Raw genomic sequence first — 22,732 nt, forward strand, 5'->3', positions numbered from 1 at the left:
GCCGGCCGTGGCGATCGCGGGCGGCGCGGTGTTCGTGTTCTATCGCCGACGGCGTGCTCGACGAGATCATCCTTCACCGCCGGCAGCCCCCCGCCGCCGGGCCCTCGAGATTCGAAGTACGGATTCGGAATCTCGCCGCGCAGATTTCCGGTACTCGCCGGGCCGGAGCCAGGGAGGGAAGGGCGCCACATCTCGACGCGCTCGGTGGGATCTGGCCGCAATGGTGTCGGCCCTGGCAATCGCGATCGGCCTGGTGTTCGTCTCCGGACCGATGTACACCGCAGATGCACCATCCACACGCCCGTCCCCGGAGATCAATCGCCTGAACGTTGCCGGCGACAGCCGGCCTTCCGCACTGTTCATCGGCGATTCGTACACCGGCGGGACCGGTCTTGCGGAAATGTCCTACGCCTGCACGACGGCAGTCCGGATGGGGTGGCTGTGCAACCTCGCGGCCGTGCCGGGAACGGGCTACATCAGCGGCGGGCCGGCCAACAGGTTCGTGGTCGACGAGTACATCGGTCGGTCGACGTCGTTCGCCGAACGCATCCCGCGCCTGGCCACCGTCTATGCACCCGACGTCGTGGTGCTCGACGGCGGACGAAACGATCTCTTTCCACCCACCGAGGACGTCTTCCGGGCAATGGTCGCGACCGTCGAAGACGTACGGCGCACCTGGCCCGCGGCCACGGTCGTCTTCGTCAGGCCCCGCCTCCTCGCCGACCCATCCGATGATCTGGGATTCGACGACGAATTCATGGCGCGCCTGGCGGCAGAACCCGCCGCCGAGGGTGTCCTGTTCGTCGATCCCATCGCGCCGTTGAGCGGGACGGACACCTCCGCGCTGCTGGCTGCGGATCGAAAGCACCCCAATCCCCTCGGTGTGCAAGCCATCGGTGCGGCGCTGACCGATTCGCTCGAAGCTCTCGGACCGGGCGTCCGATCATGAACGACACGGTTTCCGAGTACGGTCGCGTACTGCGTGAGCGGTGGCGCTGGATCGTATGGGGAGTTCTGCTGACGCTGGCTGCAACGACGCTGTTCCTGCTGCTGCGTCCGCCGCTGTACCGGTCCGAGGCCGCCGTGTTCGTCCGCACGCCCGGTGATGTCAGCCGCGTTCTCGACGGGGGCGACTCCTACGCGCAGGGCCGCGCCCGAACCTATGCCGCACTGGCGAACAGCCGCGACGTGGCAGCTCGGGTGATCGCCGATCTCGGTCTCGGCCTCACGCCCGAGGTGCTGTCCGCGCGAGTGGAGGCCGTCAATCCACCGGGCACGGCACTCATCGAGTTCGAGTTCCGTGCTCCTTCGGCCGAAGAGTCCGAACAGATGGCGACCGTCTTCCTCTCCGAACTCGCGGCCACAGTGCGCACTCTGGAGTCGGTTCCCGGATCGCTCGTCCCACGCGCCGAGTTGATCGTCGTCGATACCCCGGGGCCGACAGCTCGTGTCGTCGCCATGCGTGCCACGATCCCGGTCGTCTTGTCCGGCGCGGTGCTGATCGGGGCGCTCCTCGGCTCCGCGGGGGCCGTGCTGCGTTTCCTCTTCGATCACTCGATCCGCGACCCCCGCGATGCTGCACGGATTTCCGGGCGGCCGGTTCTCGGTTCGATCGGCGGGGAACCGACGGAGCAGTTCACGGTGGAGGAGCGCGGGATCCTGTACCGTCTGCTCGCGGCCGTCGACCGGTCGGAACGCGGCGCGTTCACGGTGACCGGCGCCGGTCCCGGATCCACGGTCTCCGCGGTGTCCGTCTTCCTCGCCACGGCGCTCGCCATGCGCAGCGATTCGGTGGTACTGGTCGATCTCGACTTCCGCTCCGCCGAACTGACGGAAGCGCTGTCGGATCGCCACGCGTCCGGGGTTGCCGACGTCCTGCGCGGAGAGACGACACCGGCTGAAGCGGCGAGAGAAGTCTCGCTGCGAACCACCCACAGCAGTTTCATCGGAGTAGGCACCGCAGCGGGGGCCATCGATGATCGGATGCTCACAGCCCCACTGCGGGAGATGGTCTACGCCCTCCGCACGTCGTACACATGGGTGGTACTCACGTGCCCCTCGCTGCCGGCAGCAGTAGAGATCGGGGCCGAGTCGGATGTGGTCGTGCTCGCGGTGGGAAAGAATGTGACGACAGAGGAGCAGCTACGTCAGGCCTCGGCGTTGCTGCCGAGGGACGCGGTCGTGGTCTTCGACATGGACACCCACTGGAGTCCCGGCCGAAGTTCTGAGCGCGACAGGAAGACCGAGGCGGCAGAGTGAGACTGGACGGGTTCCTTGCCGAGCTGAAGCTGTACCGGAAGACGTTTCTCGTCGTCACCGTTGTGGTGTTCGTCGCAGGTCTCGCCTGGCTTCTCCTGGCCCCGGACAGGTACGTGTCGACCACCAAGCTGATGGTGTCGATCGAGGGATCGACGACCGCCGCCGCATACCAGAACGACGAGGTGGTCGCAGGACGGGTCAACTCCTATGTCGTCCTGCTGACCAGCGACGTCGTGACCCAGCTCGTTGTGGATGAACTCGGCCTGCCGGAGACGGCCCGAGAAGTGTCCGGCAAGGTGAGCGCAACGGTCGTGCCGCCGAGAACGTCGATCATCGACATCACGGTGACGGACCGATATCCGGATCGTGCTCGGCTCATCGCCGACGCGCTCGCGCGCGAGTTCGTCGGGTATGTCGAAGCACTGGAAACACCGACCGGCGACGACGGTCAGAAGGTGAACACGCGGATCGCCTCTTCCGCGTCCGAGCCGCAGCAGGCGTGGGTCGAGCGGGCAGGTCCTGCTGCCGCCATCGTGCTCGCCGCACCATTGCTGGGCGCCGTCGCGGTGTGGATCCGATCCCGAACCGACCCCATAGTGCGAACCGCCGACCGCGCCGTCACCGTGTCGGGAGTTCCGGTGCTCGGACGCGTGGACGGGGTGGATTCCGCAACCGACAGTGATATGGACGGGTATCGCCGGCTGCGGCTGCGGCTGCGCCCCGACCCTCGTGCCGAGCCTGGTGATCGGGCACAGGTCTGGGTCGTGACGTCGGCTGCAGGAGAGGCCGACACAGCGACGCTGGCGTCGAACCTGGGGCGTGTCACGGCATCGAGCGGCGATCGGACGCTCGTCGTCCATACCGACGAGCGAGGGAGCCGGGCGGAAGCCGGGACACGGGGACCGGCCTGGACCGAACCGGCGCAACGCGACGGCGCACCCGACCTGACCGATTCCACGCCCGGACTCACCGGCTACCCCTCCGACCCGATGACCATCGCGACCGACGCGACCGATCCGACTGTCACGATCGACCGTCTGCGACCGGACTACGCGCAGGTCATCGTGGCCGCGCCCGCCGTCCTGTCGACGTGTACGGCCTCGATTGCGGGCGAACAGGCCGACGGCATCCTCCTCGCGGCCGTATTGGACGTGACGCGACGGCGGGATTTGAGTCGCGCCGTCGAGTCCCTTCGCTCTGTCGGCGCGCCTGTGACCGGCGTGGTGCTGTCGGATGGGGCAGAAAGGTCACAATGGACGGGTTTCAGTCGGTAGGGTTGAACTGCTCGGGTCGGCGAGTCTGCGGGTCGTCGAGCACGGTTCGTCCTCGGCAGGTAGCTCACGTCGGTTCATCCGATGATGAGGGGGCATTGACATGGATCTGTTCGATGTCGTGCGGTCGTGCTTCCGCCGCTGGTATGTCGTACTTCCACTTCTGGCGATCACCGCGTGGTACAGCTACGGCGTCTACAGCTCCGTGAAACCGGTCTACTACGCAAGCGCGGTCATCGGCTTGGCTCCGCCGAGTGTCCGGCAGGACACGCCCTCGACTGGCGGCGAGATCCGGCGGAACGGTCTGCTGGATGTCGGTGGAGCGTCACTGCTGGCGAATCTGACCGCACTCGGGCTGAGGGAACCGTCCGTGGTGGACCGGGTCGTGGCGGCCGGTGGCCTGTCCGATTACGGCGCGAAGGCATTCCCGACCCCATCTCCCAACCCGCAGCTGCCGCTGGTGTTCGTCGAGGAGACGGCGTCGGATCCTGCCGACGTGACGAAGACCTTGGAGCTTGTTGCCGCACAGGCCGAAGTGACGCTGCGGACCCTGCAGCAGCAAGCTCGGGTACCCGAGGATCAGATGGTCACGTCCTTCGTCGTGACACCGCCCGGCGTCCCGACGGCCGCGATGCCCACCCGCACACGCTCGACCGTCGCGATCCTTGCCACCGGGGTCGGACTATCGATCCTGTTCACCGTGTTGGTCGACGTTTCGCTGACGCGGCTGAAATCACGCAGGCAGACAGCCCAACCTCCGTCGCCGGCAGGTCCGCGCCCCGGCAGATCCTCGTACAACCCCGACGGCGAAGGCGGACGTATGCCTGCCGACGGTGCCGTGGATGCCCGATGAAGACTACGGTCTTCGTTGCGCGCCGACGGCCGGGCGATCACTTCGACGGTGCGGTCCGCGGTGCCGAACAGCGAGAACGCACCCCGTGGTTTCTCGCCTTCCTGTGTCTCCTGATCCCCTGCCTACCGGCCTTCGCCACCCTGCCCGGCCCGCTCAAGAGCAACGGTTCACCTGCGCGGATGGCCGCGGTCATGCTGTTCGGCCTCGTCGTCCTCGGATTCCTGACGGTCCGACGCACCACAACTCACCCCACGGTGAACCCTGGGGTGGTCGTCATGCTTCTGTTCTTCCTGCTGCTGACCCTGGTCTACGGAATCGGGTTGCTCCGTACGGGCGATGCCCTGGTAGAAGCCAACAAGACCCGGGCGATCATCACCCTGGTCGCAAATGTGGGGGTGGCCCTCTATGTTCTCGTGAGAATCGAGAGCACACGGCAGCGGACCATCATCCTCGGCTGCCTCACCGTAGGTCTGGCATTCGCGTGTTCGGTCGGACTACTCCAGAGTCTGACCTCGATCGATCTGCGATTCCTGTTCATGCCCCCGGGCTTCGTCGTGAACCTCGATCCCGAGTACCTGCAGTTCACCGAGCGGAGAGGCGCCGTGCGTGTTGTCGGTACCTCCGAGCACGCGATCGAATTCTCCGTTCTGGCTGCAGTGACCGTGCCGATGACCATCCACTTTGCGCGTTACGCCACGCGCCGGAGCGCCCGCTGGGCTGCGGTCGCCACGTGCGGTGTGGCGTTGGTGTCCATGCCCGCCGCCATCTCCCGCACCGGCGTGCTCACTCTGCTCGCGTGCCTGCTCGTCTACATGTTCGCGTTCCAGGTTCGGCAGCTGGTCCTGGCCGCCGTCGCCGGGGCGGCCGCGATCATGGGCTATGCCGTCGCCTTCCCGGAGACACTGGATGCGCTGTGGCGGACGATCACGGGTTCGGAGCAGGATGACAGTATCCTGACGCGGACAGCCGACTATGCCGCAGTGTCGCAGACCTTTCGCGAGAATCCTGTCTTCGGGGTCGGCCTCGGTGGAGCTCCTCCCAGCGCGTATCAATTGCTGGACAACGAGTGGCTACGGACGATCGTGCAGGGCGGTGTTGTAGGACTCGCCGCGATGATTCTGCTGACGGGAGGAGCAATCTTCGGCATCTCGGCGGGATTGCGCCGCGCCACCTCACCCCGGGAACGCGATCAGGCCTACATGATGGGATCAGTGCTGGTGGGCATCCTGGTCTCCAGCACTACCTTCGACCTGTTCTTCTACCAGCAGGCAACCTTCGTCTTCTTCATCGTGTTCGGCCTGCTGTGGTCCACCTTCAGCGTTTCGGTGCCGGAAATCGACTCACCCGACCGATACGACGCAGAACGCGACATTTCCTCGCCACAGGCTGACGACAGTGCTCGATAAGCGCCCGACAGCACGTTCCCTCGTCGCCCCGCTGCTCGTGGCGGTGATGGTGCTTACCGGATCATGCACGCAAGGCTCCCCCGACACGGCCGAACGTCCCGGCTCGCCGGCAGGAAGCCTGTGGTCCGACGAAACCGTCCCGGCCGTCTCCGGCGATCCCGCCGCGCGGCCGATCGAAGTCGGCACCGAGTTCACGACGACGAGCGATGGAGTCGTCACCGCCGCGCGGTTCTATCAGGGACCGGAGGACACAGGGGCGGTCACCGCCACCTTGTGGTCGTCCGACGGCACCGCCTTGGGTACCGTCCCGATCACCACCGGCCCGAGCGGCTGGCGGAACGTACCGTTCGACGAACCGATTCCGATACAAGCGCACGGAAGCTACGTGATCTCCTACCGTGCTTCGAATGGGCACTATCCGACGGATCCGAACACCTTCGACCTGGGCGCAACCGTGAAGAGCGGATGGTTGACCGCGCGCGACGGACGGTTCACCTACGGCGAGGGAATCCCCGACCAGTCGGGAAACGGTGCCGCCTATTTCGTCGACGTCGTGTTCGAGCCGACGGGTCCGTCGCTGCGATCGGTCGACGGCGGTGAGGAGTACTACGACACCTTCGAGAATTCGCTGCCAACGTCGCCGGACTACTTCCCTCTCGCAGTATGGTTCGCGCGCGTGACCTCCCCTGAGGAGGCTGCCGTCGATCGGACCATCGGACTCAATACCTACGTCGAACTGACCGAAGACAGCGACGTGCGGGTGATTCGTGACAGCGGGATGTTCGCCCTTCCCAGCCGCCCGGACCCGCTCGCGTCCGGTCAACTGACCACAGACGAGGCGGACATGTGGGCGGGTGCCGGAGATGCGCCGTGGACGGGTCGGATGCCTGACGATCGACCGATCTGCGTACCCGAACAAGCTAAGTGCGGTTACACGGTGATGTATGCGTTCAGGAGCAAAGTACCTTCGGGCGTCATGACTTTCACGAACTACGGCAAGGGCGTCACCTTCTGGGAGCCCCGGGACGCAGCAGAGCGATTCGTCAACGACTTTCAGGATGTCGTATCCGCAGACAACTACTGGTTCACCGACGATACGATCTGTCAGGCCGACCAGGGCGGTGTCCTCACGAAGGACGGGCAGGCCGACCTCTCCCCCGCGGAGTGCCATCTGGCGGCCAATTATGGTGTGACAACACGATACGTCCGCTCCTTGGTCCAGCCGCGTGCGGCGATGCCGGTGTGGAACTTCGTGGAGGTGGGTCACCCCTTCGAGGAGGACACGGGCGGCACGATCACGGGCCCGCAGATTCGAGCCGCGGTCTGGAGCAGCATCATCAACGGCGCACGCGGCATCGTCTACTTCTCCCACAACTTCGGCGGGCCGTGCCTGTCGTACAACATCTTCCGGGATCGGTGCGGAGACGGCATCCGCGACGACGTCAGGGCAGTCAACGATCAGATCAATCGACTGGCCCCAGTTCTCAATGCACCGTTCGTCGACGGATTTGCCAGATCCGACGGACCCGTCGATCTGGCTGCCAAGTATCACGAGGGAAGTCTCTACGTGCTCGCGGGATCCACGCGGAACGAGGGCGGAGACGCCACGATCGCCCTTGCATGCGGGAATGCGGACCAGGTGGAGGTCTTGGACGAAGGGCGGAGCATACCCGTCACCGGTAACACATTCCGGGACACATTCGACGACGGCAACGCCGTTCATCTTTATCGGATCGACCGGACTGCCGACTGCGACCTCCAGTAGCACCCCTCATGAACCCCTCACCGAGGCTCTCGACTGCTTTCGTCGCGCTCCCACGGCACGTTCGGATGCAGTGCACCCCGCCGGGCCGCGAGCGCCACCGCGATGTACACCGCTGCATCCCCAGCCGATCCGGGTCCCCGGATCGACCGCAGCACCGCGCGAGCGGTGGCCGGGCCGGTGCGGCGCACGCGACTCCGGTCGACGACGCGCGCTTCGGTGCCGCCGCGATGACTGCGACGCAGAATTGCGAGCAGACTTCCGACATCAGTGGGAGTCGTGACCACGGCCGGTTCCGTACGCACCACGGATTTCTCATCGGCGTCGAACAGAGAGTCGACGAAAAGATCGTCCCCCGTAAGATCCGGGAAGGATCCGAACCTCGCATGCCCCTGTCTGCTCAGGCCGTACACACCGGCACCCCACAGTATGGGCTCTCGCTGCGGAATCCGCTGCCGGGCACGGTAGTAGCTGCGAACCAGTGGGTCGGAGCGGTCGAACGCGTAACGGAACTCGGGACGAGCGGCGAGCACGTCACCGCGGGCGAGTCGATCGAGGACGGCCAGTACCGCACCGGCCGAAATCCGGATGTCGGCGTCCAGGTACAGCCGGGGCCACATCGTGGCGATCCGGTCACCGGTATTCAGTGCCGCAGGTTTGGACCCCTCCCGCAACTCGACAACGTGCACGCCCGGGATACGTCGGGCCACCGCGGCGGTGTCGTCGGTACAGCCGTTGGGCACCACAATCAGCTCGATATACCCCTCGGTTGCAGCGTGGCTGAGCGGCAGGAGCGTCCGCTCGATCACCGCGGCTTCGTTGTACGCGGGAACGATCACTGCGCCGCGTCGGTGCGGTCCCGACAGTTGTTCAGCCATGTGAGGTCGCGTGCGGGAGATCTCGCCATTTCCTGCGGTTCAGCACAGCTGCGAGCGTACGTCGACGCTCCCGATCGTAGGAGCGCAGCGCTTCGGCCAATGCCACAGCTCCGCGGAAAAGCACCGCGTACGCGGCTCCGTGGTGTCGTTTCACGTATCGAATTCGGTTCACGGCCATGAGCCGTGCGAGAGCCGGCGATGTACCCGAGCCTCCCTGGCGGTGTTGCACCACCGCCGACGGCTCGAACCGAACCAAATGGCCGCTCTCGCGGATGCGACGGAAGTAGTCCGTCTCCTCGGAGTAGAGAAAGAACTCCTCGTTCCAGGGGCCTACCTCGTGCGCCACCGTGGTTCGAATGAGCAGTGCGGCTCCGGTTGCCCAGTCCACATCGTGAGCTTCGAGGTAATCTGCTGGACAGTAATCGATTTCGGAAAGCAAGGACGGCCTCTTACGAAGTCTGCGGCCGAGCAATGCGTCCCCGACCGCACGCGAGAGCGAGGGCTCGCGTCGAATCGAGTTGTAGACTGCGCCGTCTGCGTCGAGAATGAGCGGTACCACGGCCCCTATTCGGTCGTCGCCACGGAGCGATGTCATCAAGCGGGTCACCGCTCCAGGGGCCAACGACAGATCAGGATTGAGTATCAGCACGGCCTCGCACGGCTCCACGAACGGCATCGCCGCATTGATGCCACCGGCATAGCCGAGATTCCCCCCGGACTCGACCAACGTGATGTCGGTGTGCGAGCGCACCACATCGGTTGTGCCGTCGGACGACTGGTTGTCGACGACAACGACGCGGATCGACTGGTCGCGAGCAGCGATACGCAGGTCGTCGATCAGTCCGGGCAGATCGGACACACTGTTGTACGTCACCACCACCACGGCGACGGTAGCCCGCCGTCGGGGCCCGACGAATGCACCGCGCCCCACACTCCTGTCGGGATGCGCCATCGCCGCTTCGTGCTGGAGGGTCGGTTCTCGGCGCATCAACCGCAGCAATTCCGGCGGATCGTGCACGAGATAGCGACGGCTCAACCGTCGTGGCTCCAGCATCAGTCGCCACGTCCACTCGAAGCCGTGGTCCGCCATCCACCGCGGCGCCCGGCTCACGCGGCCGGCGAGGAAGTCCACCACGGCACCGAACGCGAGCAGCACCCGCGCTCCGGTGTCCGGGCCGAATCGCGCAATCCAATTCTCCTGCAGGGGCTTTCCCAGTCCAACGATCAGGATTTCCACCTCGGCCGAACGGATGTCGGCGGCGATTCCCGCCGACGTTCGGGAGTCGAGTATCTCGGATCGCGCCGGCGCCCAGGTGCCCGCGACCTGCAGGGCGGGAAGGCGCATCCTCAGCGTCGTGCGGAGTTGCTCGTGTGTCTCGGCGGTCCCGCCGAGAAACCCCACCCGCGTGCCGTGTTTCGCCGCGTACTCCAGAATCGGCCAGATCAGGTCACTGCCCGAAAGCTTCGGCCAAGGCCGACCGCTGAGTGCCTCGGCTTTCCGGACGAGCGGCACTCCGTCGAGCAGTGTGAGCCAGCGCAGCCCCCTGGACGGCTCTCCGATGGAAACCGCAGGTGGACGGTCCGTCCAGAAGCTGTCGCGTTCGAAGTGATGGAGATGGTCGAGGTTGGCCGATGCGACGGCGAGCGGGTCCGGTAGGCGGAGCGCATCGACGATGAGGGCCATCGCGAGTTCTCGATCGACCAGATCGATCGGAACGGCATCCACAACCATTCGAGGCCACGGCGTCGGACATGGGTGCGCCGGACCGCGCAGGTCTCGCTGTCCGTGATCCCAACTCGTCCCACCCAACTCGCACCCCTCGAGGCGTCGTTGTTCCGTCGAATTTTACCCGAGCTGCATGCAGTTCGGGCCCGATACGTGCGTGCGCGGCCAGATCCGAGCACCCGACGACGCGGTGAGCTCGCCGGCACGTGCCGGCCGTGTCGCGTTCCGTCGGCTCAGTCGCAGTCCTGCCCTTACACCGGGCACGCGCTGAGAATCTCCGCGCGTCGACGAACGAGCAAGTGGTAACCTTCGAACCCGGTACCGGCTCCGGTTCGAGATGATCGGTTGGAGGAAGTTGCGGTGCGTGCATGTGCCACCCTCTCCCGGACATCACCGGAGCGTTCGGGACCCCCACCGGAGGATCGAGGTGGCCGTGTCGGATACCGACCCTGCACGGGATAGCGTCGATGTCGATCGGTCCGATCGAGCCTCCTGCGTCGCAGGTCGTCATCCCGGGACGAACTCCTACCCCCTACCTCGAAGCACCCGGATCTACATCGCGGGTCACCGGGGACTGGTGGGATCGGCGCTGTGGCGCCACTTCGCAAAGCGCGGCTTCGAGAATCTGATCGGACGTAGTTCGGCCGAATTGGATCTGCGCGACGCCCGCGCTACCACGGAGTTCTTCGAGGCGACCCGCCCGCAGGTGGTGATCGCCGCAGCAGCACGGGTCGGCGGGATCGCAGCGAACGCTCGTCGACCCGCCGACTTCATCTCCGACAATGTGCGCATACAGGTGAACCTGCTGGACAGCGCCGTCGCGAGTGGCGTGAAGCGATTCCTCTTCCTGGGGTCGAGCTGCATCTACCCCAAGTTCGCAGAACAGCCGATTCGCGAAGAGGCACTCTTCACGGGTCCCTTGGAGGAGACGAACGAAAGCTACGCGGTCGCGAAGCTGGCCGGGATCGCGCACGTCACCGCCATCCGCCGCCAGCACGGCCTGCCCTACATCAGCGCGATGCCCACGAACCTCTACGGTCCGGGCGACAACTTCAGCCCGCACGACAGCCACGTCCTGCCCGCCATGATCCGTCGCCTCCATGACGCGGCCCGGGACAGCGCTCCGCATGCAACGTGCTGGGGCACGGGCCGGCCCCGGCGCGAGTTCATGTATGTCGACGACTTCGCGGATGCCTGCCACTTCCTGCTGGATCACTACGACGACTACCGGCCGGTCAATGTGGGCACTGGTAGTGACGTAACGATCGCCGAGATCGCGCACCTTGTCGCCGACGTGGTCGGCTACCGCGGGGAGATTCGGTGGGATCCGTCGAAGCCGGACGGCACCCCGCGCAAGTTGCTCGACGTCCGACGCCTCACGGAACTCGGATGGACCGCGAAGACCCCGCTCGAGGAGGGCGTCCGGATGACATACGAGTGGTTCGTCGCGCATCAGGGAACCTGTCGCAGCTGATCCCACAGGGTCAGTGCGACGAGGTGCCCCACCCCGGCAGCTCGGGGCTGTCGATCCGGTGACCGCCTCGAGATTCGAGTGCCGCGAGGTCGGCGTCCACCATGATCTTCACGAGTTGGGGAGTGCGCACCCGAGGATTCCAGCCGAGGATCGCTCCGGCCTTCGCTGCGTCGCCGATCACCGAGTCGACCTCCGCGGGGCGAAGGTAGCGTTCGTCGAATCGCACGTACTTCTCCCAGTCGAGACCGGCGTGGTCGAACGCGAGGGCAAGGAATTCGCGCACGGAACAGCCTTCTCCCGTCGCCAGCACATAGTCGTCCGGGGTCTCGGCCTGCATCATCCGCCACATCCCCTCGACGTATTCGGGTGCGTAACCCCAGTCACGGACTGCGTCGACGTTGCCCATGTACAGATGCCGATCCAGGCCGGCCCGGATGCGAGCCACCGCACGGGTGATCTTTCGCGTGACGAAGGTTTCCCCCCGTCTGGGTGATTCGTGGTTGAACAGGATGCCGTTGACTGTGAAGAGACCATATGCCTCCCGGTAGTTGCGTGCCGTCCAGTAGGCGAACACCTTGGCGGTGCCGTACGGCGAGCGGGGATGGAACGGCGTCTCCTCATTCTGCGGCGGCGGCGATGCGCCGAACATCTCCGAACTCGACGCTTGGTAGAAGCGGCAGTCGAGTCCGATCTGGTGAATCGTCTCGAGCAGCCGAATTGTTCCGAGTGCTGTTGTTTCGGCGGTGTATTCCGGCTCGTCGAAACTCACGCGAACGTGTGACTGCGCCGCCAGGTGGTACACCTCGTCGGGACGAATCGCCGACAGCAGCGCCGTGAGCCGTGCCCCGTCGAGGAGTTCTCCGTAGTGCAGGAACAACCTCGCGCCGGGTACGTGAGAGTCCACGTACAGATGTTCGATCCGGTGGGTGTTGAACGTCGAGGCACGGCGGATGACTCCGTGGACCTCATAGCCCTTGTTCAGCAGCAACTCCGCGAGATAGGACCCGTCCTGTCCGGTTATGCCGGTCACGAGTGCGCGTTTGACCATCAGCGCGACCTCTGCCTGCGCGACTCGCGCACGAGATCCCCGATCCATTTCTCGTAGCGCTCCAGGGCCTCGTATGTGGACAAGGTTGTAGCGCAGTAGCGACGTCCCTGCTCCCCCATGTGTGCGGCGAGCGCCCCGTCCGTGCCCAATCGGACCGCCTCCCGGAGCAACAGGTCCGGTCGGTCGGCCGGGATACGGATACCGGCCCCTGATGCGGCGATCTCGGTCGCCGTGAATCCGTCCGCGTCGGTCGCCGCGAGGACAGGCTTGCCGGAGTTGAAATAGGACGTCAGCTTGCTGGGTACCGCCATCTGCGCGACGCCGGGTCGTTCGTTCACGAGAAGCACATCCGCAGCTCCGAGCGCTGAAGGAAAGTCCTCCTCTGTGACCGGCGCCAGGAACTGCAGTGTGGGGATTCCGGCGCCCGCAGCCTCCAGACGAACGCGCTGGTTGCCGTCACCGAGCAGGACGAACCGCACACGGCGGCCTTCGCGACTTGCCAGCCGGGCCGCCGCGACAACATTCTCCAAGCCCTGTTTGGTGCCCATGTTTCCAGCATGCAAGATCACCACCTCGTCGGAATCCCAGCCGTGTGCGGCGCGGAATGCGGAGCTGGCCGCGGGATCCGGGGGTGCGACATGGTTCCAGTTCCGGATCGTGCGAATTCTTCTGCGGTCGACGCCGAGGTGCTCCTCGAGGATCTGCGCGAATCCGTCGTGGATTACCACAATGCCGTCCGCCGACCGAAGGAATGCAGATTCCACCGCCTGTGCCACGCAGGCGGACAAGCCCGACAGCGCCGCCGCCTCCACGACCCCACGGCTGTAGAGGTCGTGGACGATGACGCCGATTGCAGGTCGCCGCCACGACAGCCGTGCGCGCACCACGGACAGTCCTGCCGCCAGCAATGGTGGACTCACGCAGAGGACGACGTCGGGTCCGTTCCATCGCGCGAGCAGAAGCTGAAGCCCGAAGCTCATCTCCATCAACGCTCGACCGACTGCCGTAGCACCCCGCGGGACGTGGTGACCGAAGCGCCGAATCCGAACGCGATCCTCGATTTCGTCGGATCGGAACCGGAAACCTCCGTCCAGGCGCTTCCATTGCGGATAATGAGGGAATCCGGTCAGAACTTCGACTTCGTGCCCACGCGCGGCCAATCCGGACGCGAGAAGGGTCGTATAGGGCGCGATCCCGGTCGGCTCTGGGGCGAAGTTGATGCCCAGGATCGCGATACGAACCTTCGGTCCGGTCATGAGAACCGAGGGTAGTACGCGCGAACCACGCAAACGGCGCATCGAACCGGATCGAGATCGGCCCTGTCGTCGCACGGCGGTGATAGCATAGGCGTCTTGCGAACGTCGAGAGCCTGATCACCGGAGGGGGATCTGTGGCCGGCACCCAACTGCGACGCATACTCGTGGATTCTCCGACATCTCTGGGCGCCAGAACGAGGATGCGGCGTTGGCAGATGTTTCGTGAGGCATTCCCGGCGATCGAGAACATGCGGGTTCTGGATCTCGGCGGAACGATAGAGGCATGGCGCCGTGCCCCGGTCAGGCCCGAGCACGTTACGGTACTCAATCTCTTCGAGCCCGGTGAGTCCGACGACGGGTGGATCGTTCCCGTCCTCGGTGATGCGTGCGATGCGACCCGCGTCCTTGCACAGGCGGACGTCGACTCCCGCTTCGACATCGTGTTCTCGAATTCACTCATCGAGCACGTGGGCGGACATGCCCGCAGAGCGGAGCTGGCGCGGCAGGTCCGGCGCCTCGCGCCGCACTATTGGATTCAGACGCCATATCGTTACTTCCCCCTCGAACCGCACTGGCTCTTTCCCGGAATGCAGTTTCTGCCTGCCGCTGCCCGGGTCGCCATTGCCGCACACTGGCCCCTGGTCCACACGAGGCCGGCGAACATCGACGAGGCGCGCAACGAGGTTCTGTGGACCGAACTGGTGAGCATCACAGAGATGCGCGACTACTTCCCCACGGCGACCATTCTGCGCGAACGGATACTGGGTGTCCCCAAATCGATCATCGCGGTGGGCTGACGGATGCCACTCCCGACACCCGATTCGACCCGAAATCCTGGGGTGCTTTCCGACAGAGCGCTCCGTCCGAGTCGAAGATTCGACGGCAAGGCCGGAGGTAGCATCGAAATGGAACAGGCCCCGATGGCGATCCCGAACACGAATCGCCCGTTCGCCCGGTAGCGCAGCGCGGAGGACGTCCCGGATCGCTGCAATCGTGGTCCACCGCGTACACCCGGACATCCGACGCGCTGCAGCCCCCGGGAGGGAAGGAAACACTCACGATGACGAAGTCCGCGACCATTCCGGGCCTGCGCGTCGGCGACCTGGTCGAGGTTCGAAGCGCCGAAGAGATCCTCGCGACGCTGGACGAACGGGGCGAGCTCGAGAACCTGCCCTTCATGCCGGAGATGCTCGGGTTCTGCGGCCGTCGGCTGACCGTGCACAAGGTTGCGCACAAGCTCTGCGACACCATTTCGGGCAGCGGCATCCACAGGATGGACAATGCGGTCCACCTGACCGATTCGCGCTGTGACGGCTCCGCGCACGGGGGCTGCCAGACAGCGTGTTCCCTGTACTGGAAGGAAGCCTGGCTCAAACGCGTCGGCCCCGGAACGCCGACTTCGTCCGTCTCCGGCCGTATCGAGATTCCATTGCTCGAGGTCAACACCCGCAAGGAACCGGGACCCGACGGCCGACCACGCTATTCGTGCCAGGCCACCGAGCTGATGCGCGCCGCGCCGACGTGCCTGCCGTTCCGCGATCTCGGCCAGTATGTGACGGACGTGAAGACCGGAAACGCCGGTCCCATCGACTCGATCAAGGCCTTTCTCGTAAGCCTGTTCAATCGCCTGCAGGACGCCAGCAGGCGGCGGCTACCGCGCAAGCTGTGGTTCCGCGACGGGCTGCCCTGGGGCTTCGTCGCGGGCAAGGCGGTCGGAAGGACGCCGACCGCCCACCTGAACCTCCAACCGGGCGAGATGGTACGCATCAAGCCCAAGGATCAGATCATGTTGACGCTCAACGAAGATCGGTTGAACCGGGGCATGGGCTTCGAGGAAGAGATGGCCCGCTACTGCGGCCGCACGGCACGAGTGCAGGCCCGGGTCACCAAATGTATAGACGAGAAGACCGGCGAGTTGCTGACCATGAAGAACCCCTGCATCGTGCTGGCGGACGTCGTCTGCAGCGGCGCGTACAACGCCAACTGCCCCCGCGAATTCGTGCCTTTCTGGCGGGAAATCTGGCTCGAACGTATCTGAAAACCGGACTCGGTGTCCGGTCCACCGAGTACCGGCCTGATCGAAGAAGCCGCCAGGCCTGTCGTCGCCCCGGCCCGAGCATTCCGCCCGAGGCGTGGAGGCACGGTGTAATGCACGAGTCGAGCGACGAGGGGGTGCCCGATGGGCCACACCGACACGCTGGTCTCCATCGGGTTGCCCGTTCGCGACGGGGCGGATCGCCTCGAGGTCGTGGTGCAATCGGTGCTCGCCCAGGACCACACCGACATCGAACTCGTGATCTGCGATAACGCCTCCACCGACGGGACCGAGGAGCTGTGCCGCAGCCTGGCGGAGCAACACAGCCGGGTCGTCTACCACCGGCACCCCGTGAACGTGGGCCTGCTCAACAACTACATCAGCGCGCTCCGGCTGGCCACCGGCACCTTCTTTCGGTGGGTAGGCGATGACGACTGGCTTGCACCGCGCTGCATCTCCAGGGCTCTGGAGGCGTTCGCAGCCGACGACCGGCTGATCCTGGTGACGAACCGAATCGAGTACACCGCTCCGGACGGCCTGACACGACTCAGCCCGCACCACGGCACGGCCCTCGCTTCCGACGACCCGGTTACGCGGTTCACCGCGATGCTGGGGATGCTGAACGAGGCCATCCCACTGGTCGACCCTCTGTACAGCTTGATCCGACGCGAACCCGCGGTACGGATCGAGCGTCGGAACATGCTGCGCGAAGACGAGGTGTTCGCCGCCAAGCTGGCGCTTGCCGGGCCATGGGGGCACGTGCCGGAGGTGCTGGCGCGACGGCACCTGACGCATGCGACACCGTCGATGCTGGCACGCAAGCTCGACGTACCGTCGTGGCAGGCGTACATCGCGACCACACTGGAGTGCAGGGAAATGGTGCGATCGCTGGCCGAGTACGACCTGAGCGCCGAGCAGCGGCGCAGGGCCCGGCGCGCAGTGGCCCAATTGTATGCACGGCGCCAGCAGGACTTGCTGATTCGAGTCGGCCGCAAGCTCACGCGCACGACCCGCCGACGTGCAGGACGTCGCCAGACAGGTTAGGCCGCGGGCGGCGGGCTGCCGCATCCTGCCGCGTCGGGCGACCCCGACCGGCGTCGTCGCTCACGTCTGCGGCCAATACCTGCGCCAGTCGTCGCTCGACAATGGTCTTCGCTTACCGCGATCGGCTTCGGCGGCGTCTTCGGCTCTGCGGATCCGGCCGGCGAAAGCCACGACAGCGGTCCGCAGCGTCTGCTCGGCGCTGCCCTCACCGCAGATCCGTACCGAACCGAGCGATTCCGGTACCAGATCCGACGGAAATCCCGCCTTGGCGCTGCGGGTCAGCACCTTCTCGGTCAGCGCCAGCGCCGGCTGCGCCATCGCGATGCCGTCCAGGCAGGAGGGCCGGGCCTTCTCCGCCGCCTTCGCCACCTCCCACGCCGCCTCCTGCTCGGCCACGTCGATCGGGCCGGTGTGACCGTTGGTCAGGTGCGGGCTGCGCAACGCGAGCTTGGTGACGAGCGTGTCGGCGACATCGTCGACGGTGAACGGGTCGGTGCCGGACTCCTGGGCGATCCGCGAGTGGAACAGCACCTGGAGCAACAGGTCTCCCAGCTCCTCGCGCAGGCCGTGCGGGTCACCTTCCTCGATCGCGTCGAGCAGTTCGTAGGTCTCCTCGAGCAGGTAGCGGCGCAACGAATCGTGCGTCTGCGTGACCTCCCAGCCGCCGAATCCCCACAGCCGGTCCATCACCTCCACGGCACGCAGCAGGCGCTCCCCCGGCGCGGGCGGGGCGGCGATCACCCGCTCACCCCGCCGCACGCGTTCACGCACCGCCTCGTGTCCGGCGTCGACGGCCACCAACGTCTCGGCATCGGATCCCGCTGTCGCGCCGAGCGTTTCCCGAACCGCCGCGGGCACGTCGTCGGTGCAGGCGAGCGGCCCGGTCAGCAGCGGCACCGCCTCGAGCGGCACCGATCCGGGCCGGTACGGGTCGAGCAGAATCACCGTCACGGCCGTCGCCTCACATTCCCCGTCGCTGCGCTCGCCCCGGTCACAATCCCCGTCGCTGCGCTCGCCCCGGTCACATTCCCCGTCGCTGCGCTCGCCCCGGTCACACGCTCGCGACGGCCGGCACGCGCACGTCCACCGAACCCTGCGCCTTACCGTCGAGGGCGAGCAGGAAGTCCGCGATGTACTGCAGCAACTCGACGTCGCGCACCCGATCGGAGCCCACCCCACCGGTCCGCGGCAACGGCAGCTGCACCAGGCCGCTCGTGGCCCGGTACTGCGCCGCCGGGTAGAGCCGCTTGAGCCGCATCTGCTTCGAATCCGGCAGATGCATCGGCGAGATCTTCAGCTGGGTGCCGGAGACCGCGACCTCCTCGAGGGCGTACCCGCGGCACAGCAGGCGCAGCTTGGCCACCGACACCAGCCGGCCGACCTCCTCGGGCAGCGGGCCGTAGCGGTCGACGAGTTCCTCGACCACCGCGGCGATCGCGTCGTCGTCGTGCGCCGCGGCGAGCTTGCGGTAGGCCTCGAGCCGCAGCCGGTCGGAGGTCACGTAGTCCGGCGGGATGTGGGCGTCGACCGGCAGGTCCACGCGCACCTCCTTGGCGGCCTCCTCCGTGGCGACGGGCCGGCCGTCCGCGGCGGCCCGGAAGGCCTCCACCGCCTCGCCGACGAGCCGCACGTACAGATCGAACCCGACGCCGGCGACGTGACCGGACTGCTCCGCGCCCAGCACGTTTCCCGCGCCGCGGATCTCGAGGTCCTTCATGGCCACGGCCATGCCCGCACCGAGGTCGGAGTTCTGGGAGATCGTGGCGAGCCGGTCGTACGCCGTCTCGGTCAGCGGCTTCTCCGGCGGATACAGGAAGTACGCGTAACCCCGCTCGCGGGACCGGCCGACGCGCCCGCGCAGCTGATGCAGCTGCGACAGGCCGAGCGAATCGGCGCGTTCGACGATGAGGGTGTTGGCGTTGGAGATGTCCAGGCCCGTTTCGACGATGGTGGTGCACACCAGGACGTCGTACTGACGTTCCCAGAAGCCCTGCACGGTCTTCTCGAGGGTGTCCTCGTTCATCTGCCCGTGCGCGACCGCCACCCGCGCCTCGGGGACGAGGTCACGAATCCGCTTGGCGGCCTTGTCGATCGAGCTGACCCGGTTGTGCACGTAGAACACCTGCCCGTCGCGCAGCAGCTCGCGACGGATGGCGGCGGCGACCTGCTTGTCCGCGTAGGCGCCCACGTAGGTGAGCACCGGGTGCCGCTCCTCGGGCGGGGTGAGGATTGTCGACATCTCGCGGATGCCGGCCATGCTCATCTCCAGGGTGCGCGGAATCGGCGTCGCGGACATGGTCAGCACGTCGACGTGCGTGCGCAGCGCCTTGATGTGCTCCTTGTGCTCGACGCCGAATCGCTGCTCCTCGTCCACGATCACGAGGCCGAGGTCCTTCCAGCGCACGCCGGTCTGCAGCAGCCGGTGGGTGCCGACGACGATGTCGACCGCGCCGTCGGCGAGGGCAGCGATCGTCTCCTTCGACTCGGCGGGATCGGTGAAGCGGCTCAGGCCCTTGACGGTGACGGGGAACGACGCCATCCGCTCCGTGAAGGTCTGCAGGTGCTGTTGCGCCAGCAGCGTGGTGGGCACCAGCACCGCGACCTGCTTGCCGTCCTGCACGGCCTTGAACGCGGCGCGCACCGCGATCTCGGTCTTGCCGTAGCCGACGTCGCCGATGACGACGCGGTCCATCGGGACCGCCTTCTCCATGTCGGCCTTGACCTCGGAGATGACGGTGAGCTGATCCTGGGTCTCGGTGAACGCGAACGCGTCCTCCATCTCCTTCTGCCACGGGGTGTCCGGGGCGAACGCGTGCCCGGGCGCGGCCTGGCGCGCCGCGTACAGCTGCACCAGCTCCCCGGCGATCTCACGAACAGCCTTGCGCGCCTTGCGTTTCGTGTTGGCCCAGTCGGAGCCGCCAAGCTTGCTCAGGGCGGGCATCTCGCCGCCGACGTAGCGGGAGAGCTGATCGAGGGACTCCATCGGCACGAACAGCCGGTCACCCGGCTGCCCGCGTTTGCTCGGGGCGTACTCGATGACCAGGTACTCGCGGCGGGCACCGCCCACGGTCCGTTCCACCATCTCGACGAAACGGCCGATGCCGTGCTGGTCGTGGACCACCATGTCCCCGGCGGTGAGCGCCAGCGGGTCGACCTGGTTGCGACGCTTGACCGGCGTGCGGCGCCCCTCGGCGGCGGTCACCCGGTTGCCCGTGAGGTCGGACTCGGTGACGAGCACCAGGCCGGGCACGTCCGCGCCGTCGCCCGGCAGGACCACGCCGTCGTGCAGCGCGCCGCACAGCACCCCGACCGTGCCGCGCACCGGCTCGGCGCCCGGATCGAGACGCGCGGCGGGCACGTCGTTCTCCTGCAGGCGCTCGAGCACCCGCTGCCCGGTGCCGGCGCCCGCGACGACGATCGCGGCCCGCCCGCCGGTGGTGACGTGCGCGCGCAGGTTCGCGAAGAGCATCGTCAGCAGCTCGTCCGAGCCGCGCACCTCCGGCGCCGGCTGCACGTCGAGCACGACCTCGGTGTCGGCGCCCGACGCCAGCGGGCTCAGCGTCCACCACGGCCGGCCCGCCGCCTCCGCCGTCTGCCGCACCTGGGTCAGCGGCCGGTACGCCGACGCGGCCAGGTCCACGCCCTTCATGTTGGCGGTGTCCAGCGGCGCGGCACCACCGAGCGAGGCCGCGGTCCACGACGCCTCGAGAAACTCCTGACCGGTGCGCATCAGATCCGCCGCGCGGGTGCGCACCTTCTCCGGATCGCACAGCAGCACGTGCGTGCCGGCCGGCACGACGTCCGTCAACAGCTGCAGCTCGCCCGTCTGCAGCACCGGCAGCAGCGCCTCCATGCCCTCGACCGGAATGCCGGAGGCCATCTTGTCGAGCATCTCCACCAGCGCCGCATCGGCCGGGTTGTCCTGCGCCAGCCGGGCCGCGCGCTCCTTGACCTGCTCGGTGAGCAGCAGCTCCCGGCAGGGCGGGGCGATGAGGGTGCCCACCTCGAGTTCGGGGATGGACCGCTGGTCGGCGACGGAGAACGGGCGCAGCTCGGTGACCTCGTCGCCCCAGAACTCGACCCGCACCGGATGGTCCGCGGTCGGCGGGAAGACGTCGAGGATGCCGCCGCGCACCGCGAACTCGCCGCGCTTGCCGACCATGTCGGCGCGGGTGTAGGCCAGCTCGACGAGCCGCTCGATCAGCTCGTCGAAGTCGTGCTCCGCGCCGACCCGCAGGGTGACGGGCTCGATGTCGCCCAGACGCGGGGCCATCGGCTGCACCAGCGACCGCACGGTCGCGACGATCACCCGCAGCTCGGGGCCGTAGTCGCGGTCCTCGGGGTGGGCGAGCCGGCGCAGCACCTGCAACCGGCGGCCGACGGTGTCGGCGCTGGGCGAGAGCCGCTCGTGCGGCAGCGTCTCCCACGACGGGAACTGCGCGACGACGTCGCCGAGCATCTCGTGCAGTTCGGCCGTCAGGTCGTCCGCCTCGCGGCCGGTCGCGGTCACCACGAGCAGCGGCGTCTTCGCGGCCAGCGCGGCGGCGACGAACGGCCGGGCCGACGGCGGGGCCACCAGGGCCTGTTCGGCGGTCCCGGCGAGGGCGGCCACACGTTCGAGCTGAGCGTCGGCCAGCGCGATCCGCGCCAATCCGGACAGGGGGGTGACGGACACGTCGGACACGGGAAGGGCGCTCCTGGGTTCGAGAAGAGGACCGTCCGAGTCTATGCGGTGTCCGGTTCGGGCTGCCAGGACCACCGGGGGCGTCCGGTCACGGTCGGACCGGGTCCGCGGCCAGCAGATCGGCGCTGTTGTCGCCGAGATCGCGACGGGCCCACGCGGCCAGCCGGGTCTGCAGGGCGGCGTCGGGGGTCTCCTCGCCGGGCCCGAGCCACCGCCGTCGCGCCATCCGCAGCAGCACGCGCCGGCAACGCTGCGGCTCGGCGTCGAGCACGTACGCGACGAACGCGTCCGGCGTCTGCGGCTCGACCCCGGACCGCTCGAGCGAGCGAGCGAGACCGGCGTCGGTGGTGACGACGACGTCGGCCTGCGCGAACAGCGCCACCGCGGTCAGGTGCGCGTCGCGGGGATCGCTGATGTACGGCACCTCCCGCAGCACCGTGGCCGGCCAGGTCACCCGGGCCTCGGGGAAGGCGGTTTCGAGTTCGGCGAACAGGAAGTCCCGCGCCGGGCGCGACATGTGCGACGGCAGCCGCCGCTCCACCTCGGCGACGATGCCGTCGCTCCAATAGGGCTGGAACAGCGTGTCTTCGGCCAGGGCGAGCAGCACGTCGCGCACGCGTGGCGGCGTCAGCGCCGGCGCGTCGAGTACCGCTCGGATCGGCACGACCGTTCCCCCTAGAAGTCGTCGTCGTAGAGGCCGTCGCGGCGGCTCAAGTCGGCGACGGTGTCCAGGGCCCGGGTCCGGGTCTCGGCGCGCCGCTCGGCGTAGGCGAGGACGTCGGCGCGGCGGATGCGGCGGTGCAGGCCGCGGAACCGGGACGGCAGGGTGCCGTCGTCGACGAGGCGGCCCACATGCCGGCGACCGACGCCGAGCACGTCCGCCGCCTGGGCGGTGGTGAGCATCGCCGGCACCGGGGTGATGGTCACGGCGGCGGCGGCGCCGAGCTCGTCCAGGGTGCGGGCGAGTGCCGCACCGGCCGCGTCCGCGTCGAACGGTCCCAGGGTCACGGCGGCGATCGTGTCAGGCGGAGGCACC

General features: G+C 67.2%; 18 protein-coding genes. 10 read left to right on the forward strand and 8 right to left on the reverse strand.

Annotation, left to right across the window (positions count from 1 at the left end; genetic code table 11):
- Positions 1-7 precede the first annotated feature (7 nt).
- The 6 genes from A4U64_RS17120 (at position 8) to A4U64_RS17145 (ending at position 7,554) form a co-directional block, all read left to right on the forward strand.
- A complete protein-coding gene (locus tag A4U64_RS17120) occupies positions 8-949 on the forward strand; it encodes an SGNH/GDSL hydrolase family protein (RefSeq protein WP_232334096.1) in 942 nt (313 codons plus the stop codon).
- Entirely contained in the window at positions 946-2,259 is a 1,314-nt protein-coding gene (locus tag A4U64_RS17125; RefSeq protein ID WP_065922867.1) for a Wzz/FepE/Etk N-terminal domain-containing protein, read from the forward strand. The genes A4U64_RS17120 and A4U64_RS17125 overlap by 4 nt, the downstream gene beginning before the upstream one ends.
- 113 nt (positions 2,260-2,372) lie before the next feature.
- Positions 2,373-3,533, forward strand: coding sequence for a hypothetical protein (locus tag A4U64_RS17130; protein ID WP_198163311.1), 1,161 nt, complete (start codon positions 2,373-2,375; stop codon positions 3,531-3,533).
- Positions 3,534-3,633: 100 nt separating this feature from the next.
- Positions 3,634-4,383: a hypothetical protein gene (locus A4U64_RS17135; RefSeq protein WP_050034794.1), complete on the forward strand. Its 750-nt coding sequence runs from the start codon at positions 3,634-3,636 to the stop codon at positions 4,381-4,383.
- A complete protein-coding gene (locus A4U64_RS17140; RefSeq protein WP_065922869.1) occupies positions 4,380-5,789 on the forward strand; it encodes an O-antigen ligase family protein in 1,410 nt (469 codons plus the stop codon). Before A4U64_RS17135 ends, A4U64_RS17140 begins: the two co-directional genes overlap by 4 nt.
- The gene (locus tag A4U64_RS17145; RefSeq protein WP_084648658.1) at positions 5,779-7,554 is read left to right on the forward strand and encodes a DUF4082 domain-containing protein; all 1,776 of its coding nucleotides are present in this window, start codon (positions 5,779-5,781) and stop codon (positions 7,552-7,554) included. Before A4U64_RS17140 ends, A4U64_RS17145 begins: the two co-directional genes overlap by 11 nt.
- Before the next feature lie 17 nt (positions 7,555-7,571).
- Here the strand turns inward: A4U64_RS17145 and A4U64_RS17150 are convergent, their stop codons facing one another.
- Both A4U64_RS17150 and A4U64_RS17155 read right to left on the reverse strand, forming a co-directional pair.
- Positions 7,572-8,429, reverse strand: a complete 858-nt coding sequence (locus A4U64_RS17150; protein WP_082120205.1) for a glycosyltransferase — start codon at positions 8,427-8,429, stop codon at positions 7,572-7,574.
- The gene (locus A4U64_RS17155; RefSeq protein WP_084648659.1) at positions 8,422-10,161 is read right to left on the reverse strand and encodes a WecB/TagA/CpsF family glycosyltransferase; all 1,740 of its coding nucleotides are present in this window, start codon (positions 10,159-10,161) and stop codon (positions 8,422-8,424) included. The genes A4U64_RS17150 and A4U64_RS17155 overlap by 8 nt, the downstream gene beginning before the upstream one ends.
- A gap of 571 nt (positions 10,162-10,732) precedes the next feature.
- Between A4U64_RS17155 and A4U64_RS17160 the strand changes: the two genes are divergently transcribed.
- Positions 10,733-11,629 (forward strand): GDP-L-fucose synthase family protein, encoded by an 897-nt coding sequence (locus tag A4U64_RS17160; RefSeq protein WP_442971929.1) that lies wholly within the window; start codon positions 10,733-10,735, stop codon positions 11,627-11,629.
- A 10-nt stretch (positions 11,630-11,639) separates the two neighbouring features.
- Here A4U64_RS17160 and gmd read toward each other — a convergent pair whose 3' ends face one another.
- Together gmd and A4U64_RS17170 are read right to left on the reverse strand one after the other, a co-directional pair.
- Positions 11,640-12,677, reverse strand: coding sequence for a GDP-mannose 4,6-dehydratase (gene gmd, locus A4U64_RS17165; protein WP_065922871.1), 1,038 nt, complete (start codon positions 12,675-12,677; stop codon positions 11,640-11,642).
- The gene (locus A4U64_RS17170; protein WP_050034790.1) at positions 12,677-13,933 is read right to left on the reverse strand and encodes a glycosyltransferase family 4 protein; all 1,257 of its coding nucleotides are present in this window, start codon (positions 13,931-13,933) and stop codon (positions 12,677-12,679) included. The genes gmd and A4U64_RS17170 overlap by 1 nt, the downstream gene beginning before the upstream one ends.
- 215 nt (positions 13,934-14,148) lie before the next feature.
- Between A4U64_RS17170 and A4U64_RS17175 the strand changes: the two genes are divergently transcribed.
- From A4U64_RS17175 to A4U64_RS17185, 3 genes are all read left to right on the forward strand, one after another.
- On the forward strand, positions 14,149-14,730 hold the full coding sequence (locus A4U64_RS17175; protein ID WP_232334097.1) for a methyltransferase type 11: 582 nt from the start codon (positions 14,149-14,151) through the stop codon (positions 14,728-14,730).
- Between the two features lie 263 nt (positions 14,731-14,993).
- Positions 14,994-15,971: a hypothetical protein gene (locus tag A4U64_RS17180; protein ID WP_050034788.1), complete on the forward strand. Its 978-nt coding sequence runs from the start codon at positions 14,994-14,996 to the stop codon at positions 15,969-15,971.
- A 141-nt stretch (positions 15,972-16,112) separates the two neighbouring features.
- Positions 16,113-17,012, forward strand: coding sequence for a glycosyltransferase family 2 protein (locus tag A4U64_RS17185; protein WP_065922872.1), 900 nt, complete (start codon positions 16,113-16,115; stop codon positions 17,010-17,012).
- Positions 17,013-17,072: 60 nt separating this feature from the next.
- On the opposite strand, the gene A4U64_RS17190 is transcribed toward A4U64_RS17185, so the two are convergent.
- The 4 genes from A4U64_RS17190 to A4U64_RS17205 all read right to left on the reverse strand — a co-directional run bounded on the left by A4U64_RS17190 (position 17,073) and on the right by A4U64_RS17205 (position 22,704).
- Positions 17,073-17,963, reverse strand: coding sequence for a MazG family protein (locus tag A4U64_RS17190; protein WP_050034786.1), 891 nt, complete (start codon positions 17,961-17,963; stop codon positions 17,073-17,075).
- 100 nt (positions 17,964-18,063) lie between these two features.
- Complete coding sequence (mfd, locus tag A4U64_RS17195) at positions 18,064-21,696, reverse strand: transcription-repair coupling factor (protein ID WP_065922873.1); 3,633 nt, start codon at positions 21,694-21,696, stop codon at positions 18,064-18,066.
- Positions 21,697-21,784: 88 nt separating this feature from the next.
- Positions 21,785-22,360 carry a PIN domain-containing protein gene (locus A4U64_RS17200; RefSeq protein WP_006938885.1) on the reverse strand — a complete coding sequence of 192 codons (576 nt, stop codon included), beginning with the start codon at positions 22,358-22,360 and terminating at the stop codon, positions 21,785-21,787.
- 11 nt (positions 22,361-22,371) lie between these two features.
- Positions 22,372-22,704 (reverse strand): helix-turn-helix domain-containing protein, encoded by a 333-nt coding sequence (locus A4U64_RS17205; protein WP_006938886.1) that lies wholly within the window; start codon positions 22,702-22,704, stop codon positions 22,372-22,374.
- Positions 22,705-22,732 lie beyond the last annotated feature (28 nt).

This window comes from Rhodococcus sp. WB1 (assembly GCF_001700945.1).
In the GTDB taxonomy this organism is placed as follows: domain Bacteria; phylum Actinomycetota; class Actinomycetes; order Mycobacteriales; family Mycobacteriaceae; genus Rhodococcus; species Rhodococcus aetherivorans.

What these genes read in the sequence shown, in the direction of transcription:
- A4U64_RS17135 (WP_050034794.1), top strand. Translation starts at nt 3,634, where the DNA reads ATGGATCTGTTCGATGTCGTGCGGTCGTGCTTCCGCCGCTGGTATGTC.
- gmd (WP_065922871.1), bottom strand. Translation starts at nt 12,677, where the DNA reads ATGGTCAAACGCGCACTCGTGACCGGCATAACCGGACAGGACGGGTCC.
- A4U64_RS17155 (WP_084648659.1), bottom strand. Translation starts at nt 10,161, where the DNA reads ATGGTTGTGGATGCCGTTCCGATCGATCTGGTCGATCGAGAACTCGCG.
- A4U64_RS17140 (WP_065922869.1), top strand. Translation starts at nt 4,380, where the DNA reads ATGAAGACTACGGTCTTCGTTGCGCGCCGACGGCCGGGCGATCACTTC.
- A4U64_RS17175 (WP_232334097.1), top strand. Translation starts at nt 14,149, where the DNA reads ATGTTTCGTGAGGCATTCCCGGCGATCGAGAACATGCGGGTTCTGGAT.
- A4U64_RS17185 (WP_065922872.1), top strand. Translation starts at nt 16,113, where the DNA reads ATGGGCCACACCGACACGCTGGTCTCCATCGGGTTGCCCGTTCGCGAC.
- A4U64_RS17170 (WP_050034790.1), bottom strand. Translation starts at nt 13,933, where the DNA reads ATGACCGGACCGAAGGTTCGTATCGCGATCCTGGGCATCAACTTCGCC.
- A4U64_RS17125 (WP_065922867.1), top strand. Translation starts at nt 946, where the DNA reads ATGAACGACACGGTTTCCGAGTACGGTCGCGTACTGCGTGAGCGGTGG.
- A4U64_RS17180 (WP_050034788.1), top strand. Translation starts at nt 14,994, where the DNA reads ATGACGAAGTCCGCGACCATTCCGGGCCTGCGCGTCGGCGACCTGGTC.
- A4U64_RS17150 (WP_082120205.1), bottom strand. Translation starts at nt 8,429, where the DNA reads ATGGCTGAACAACTGTCGGGACCGCACCGACGCGGCGCAGTGATCGTT.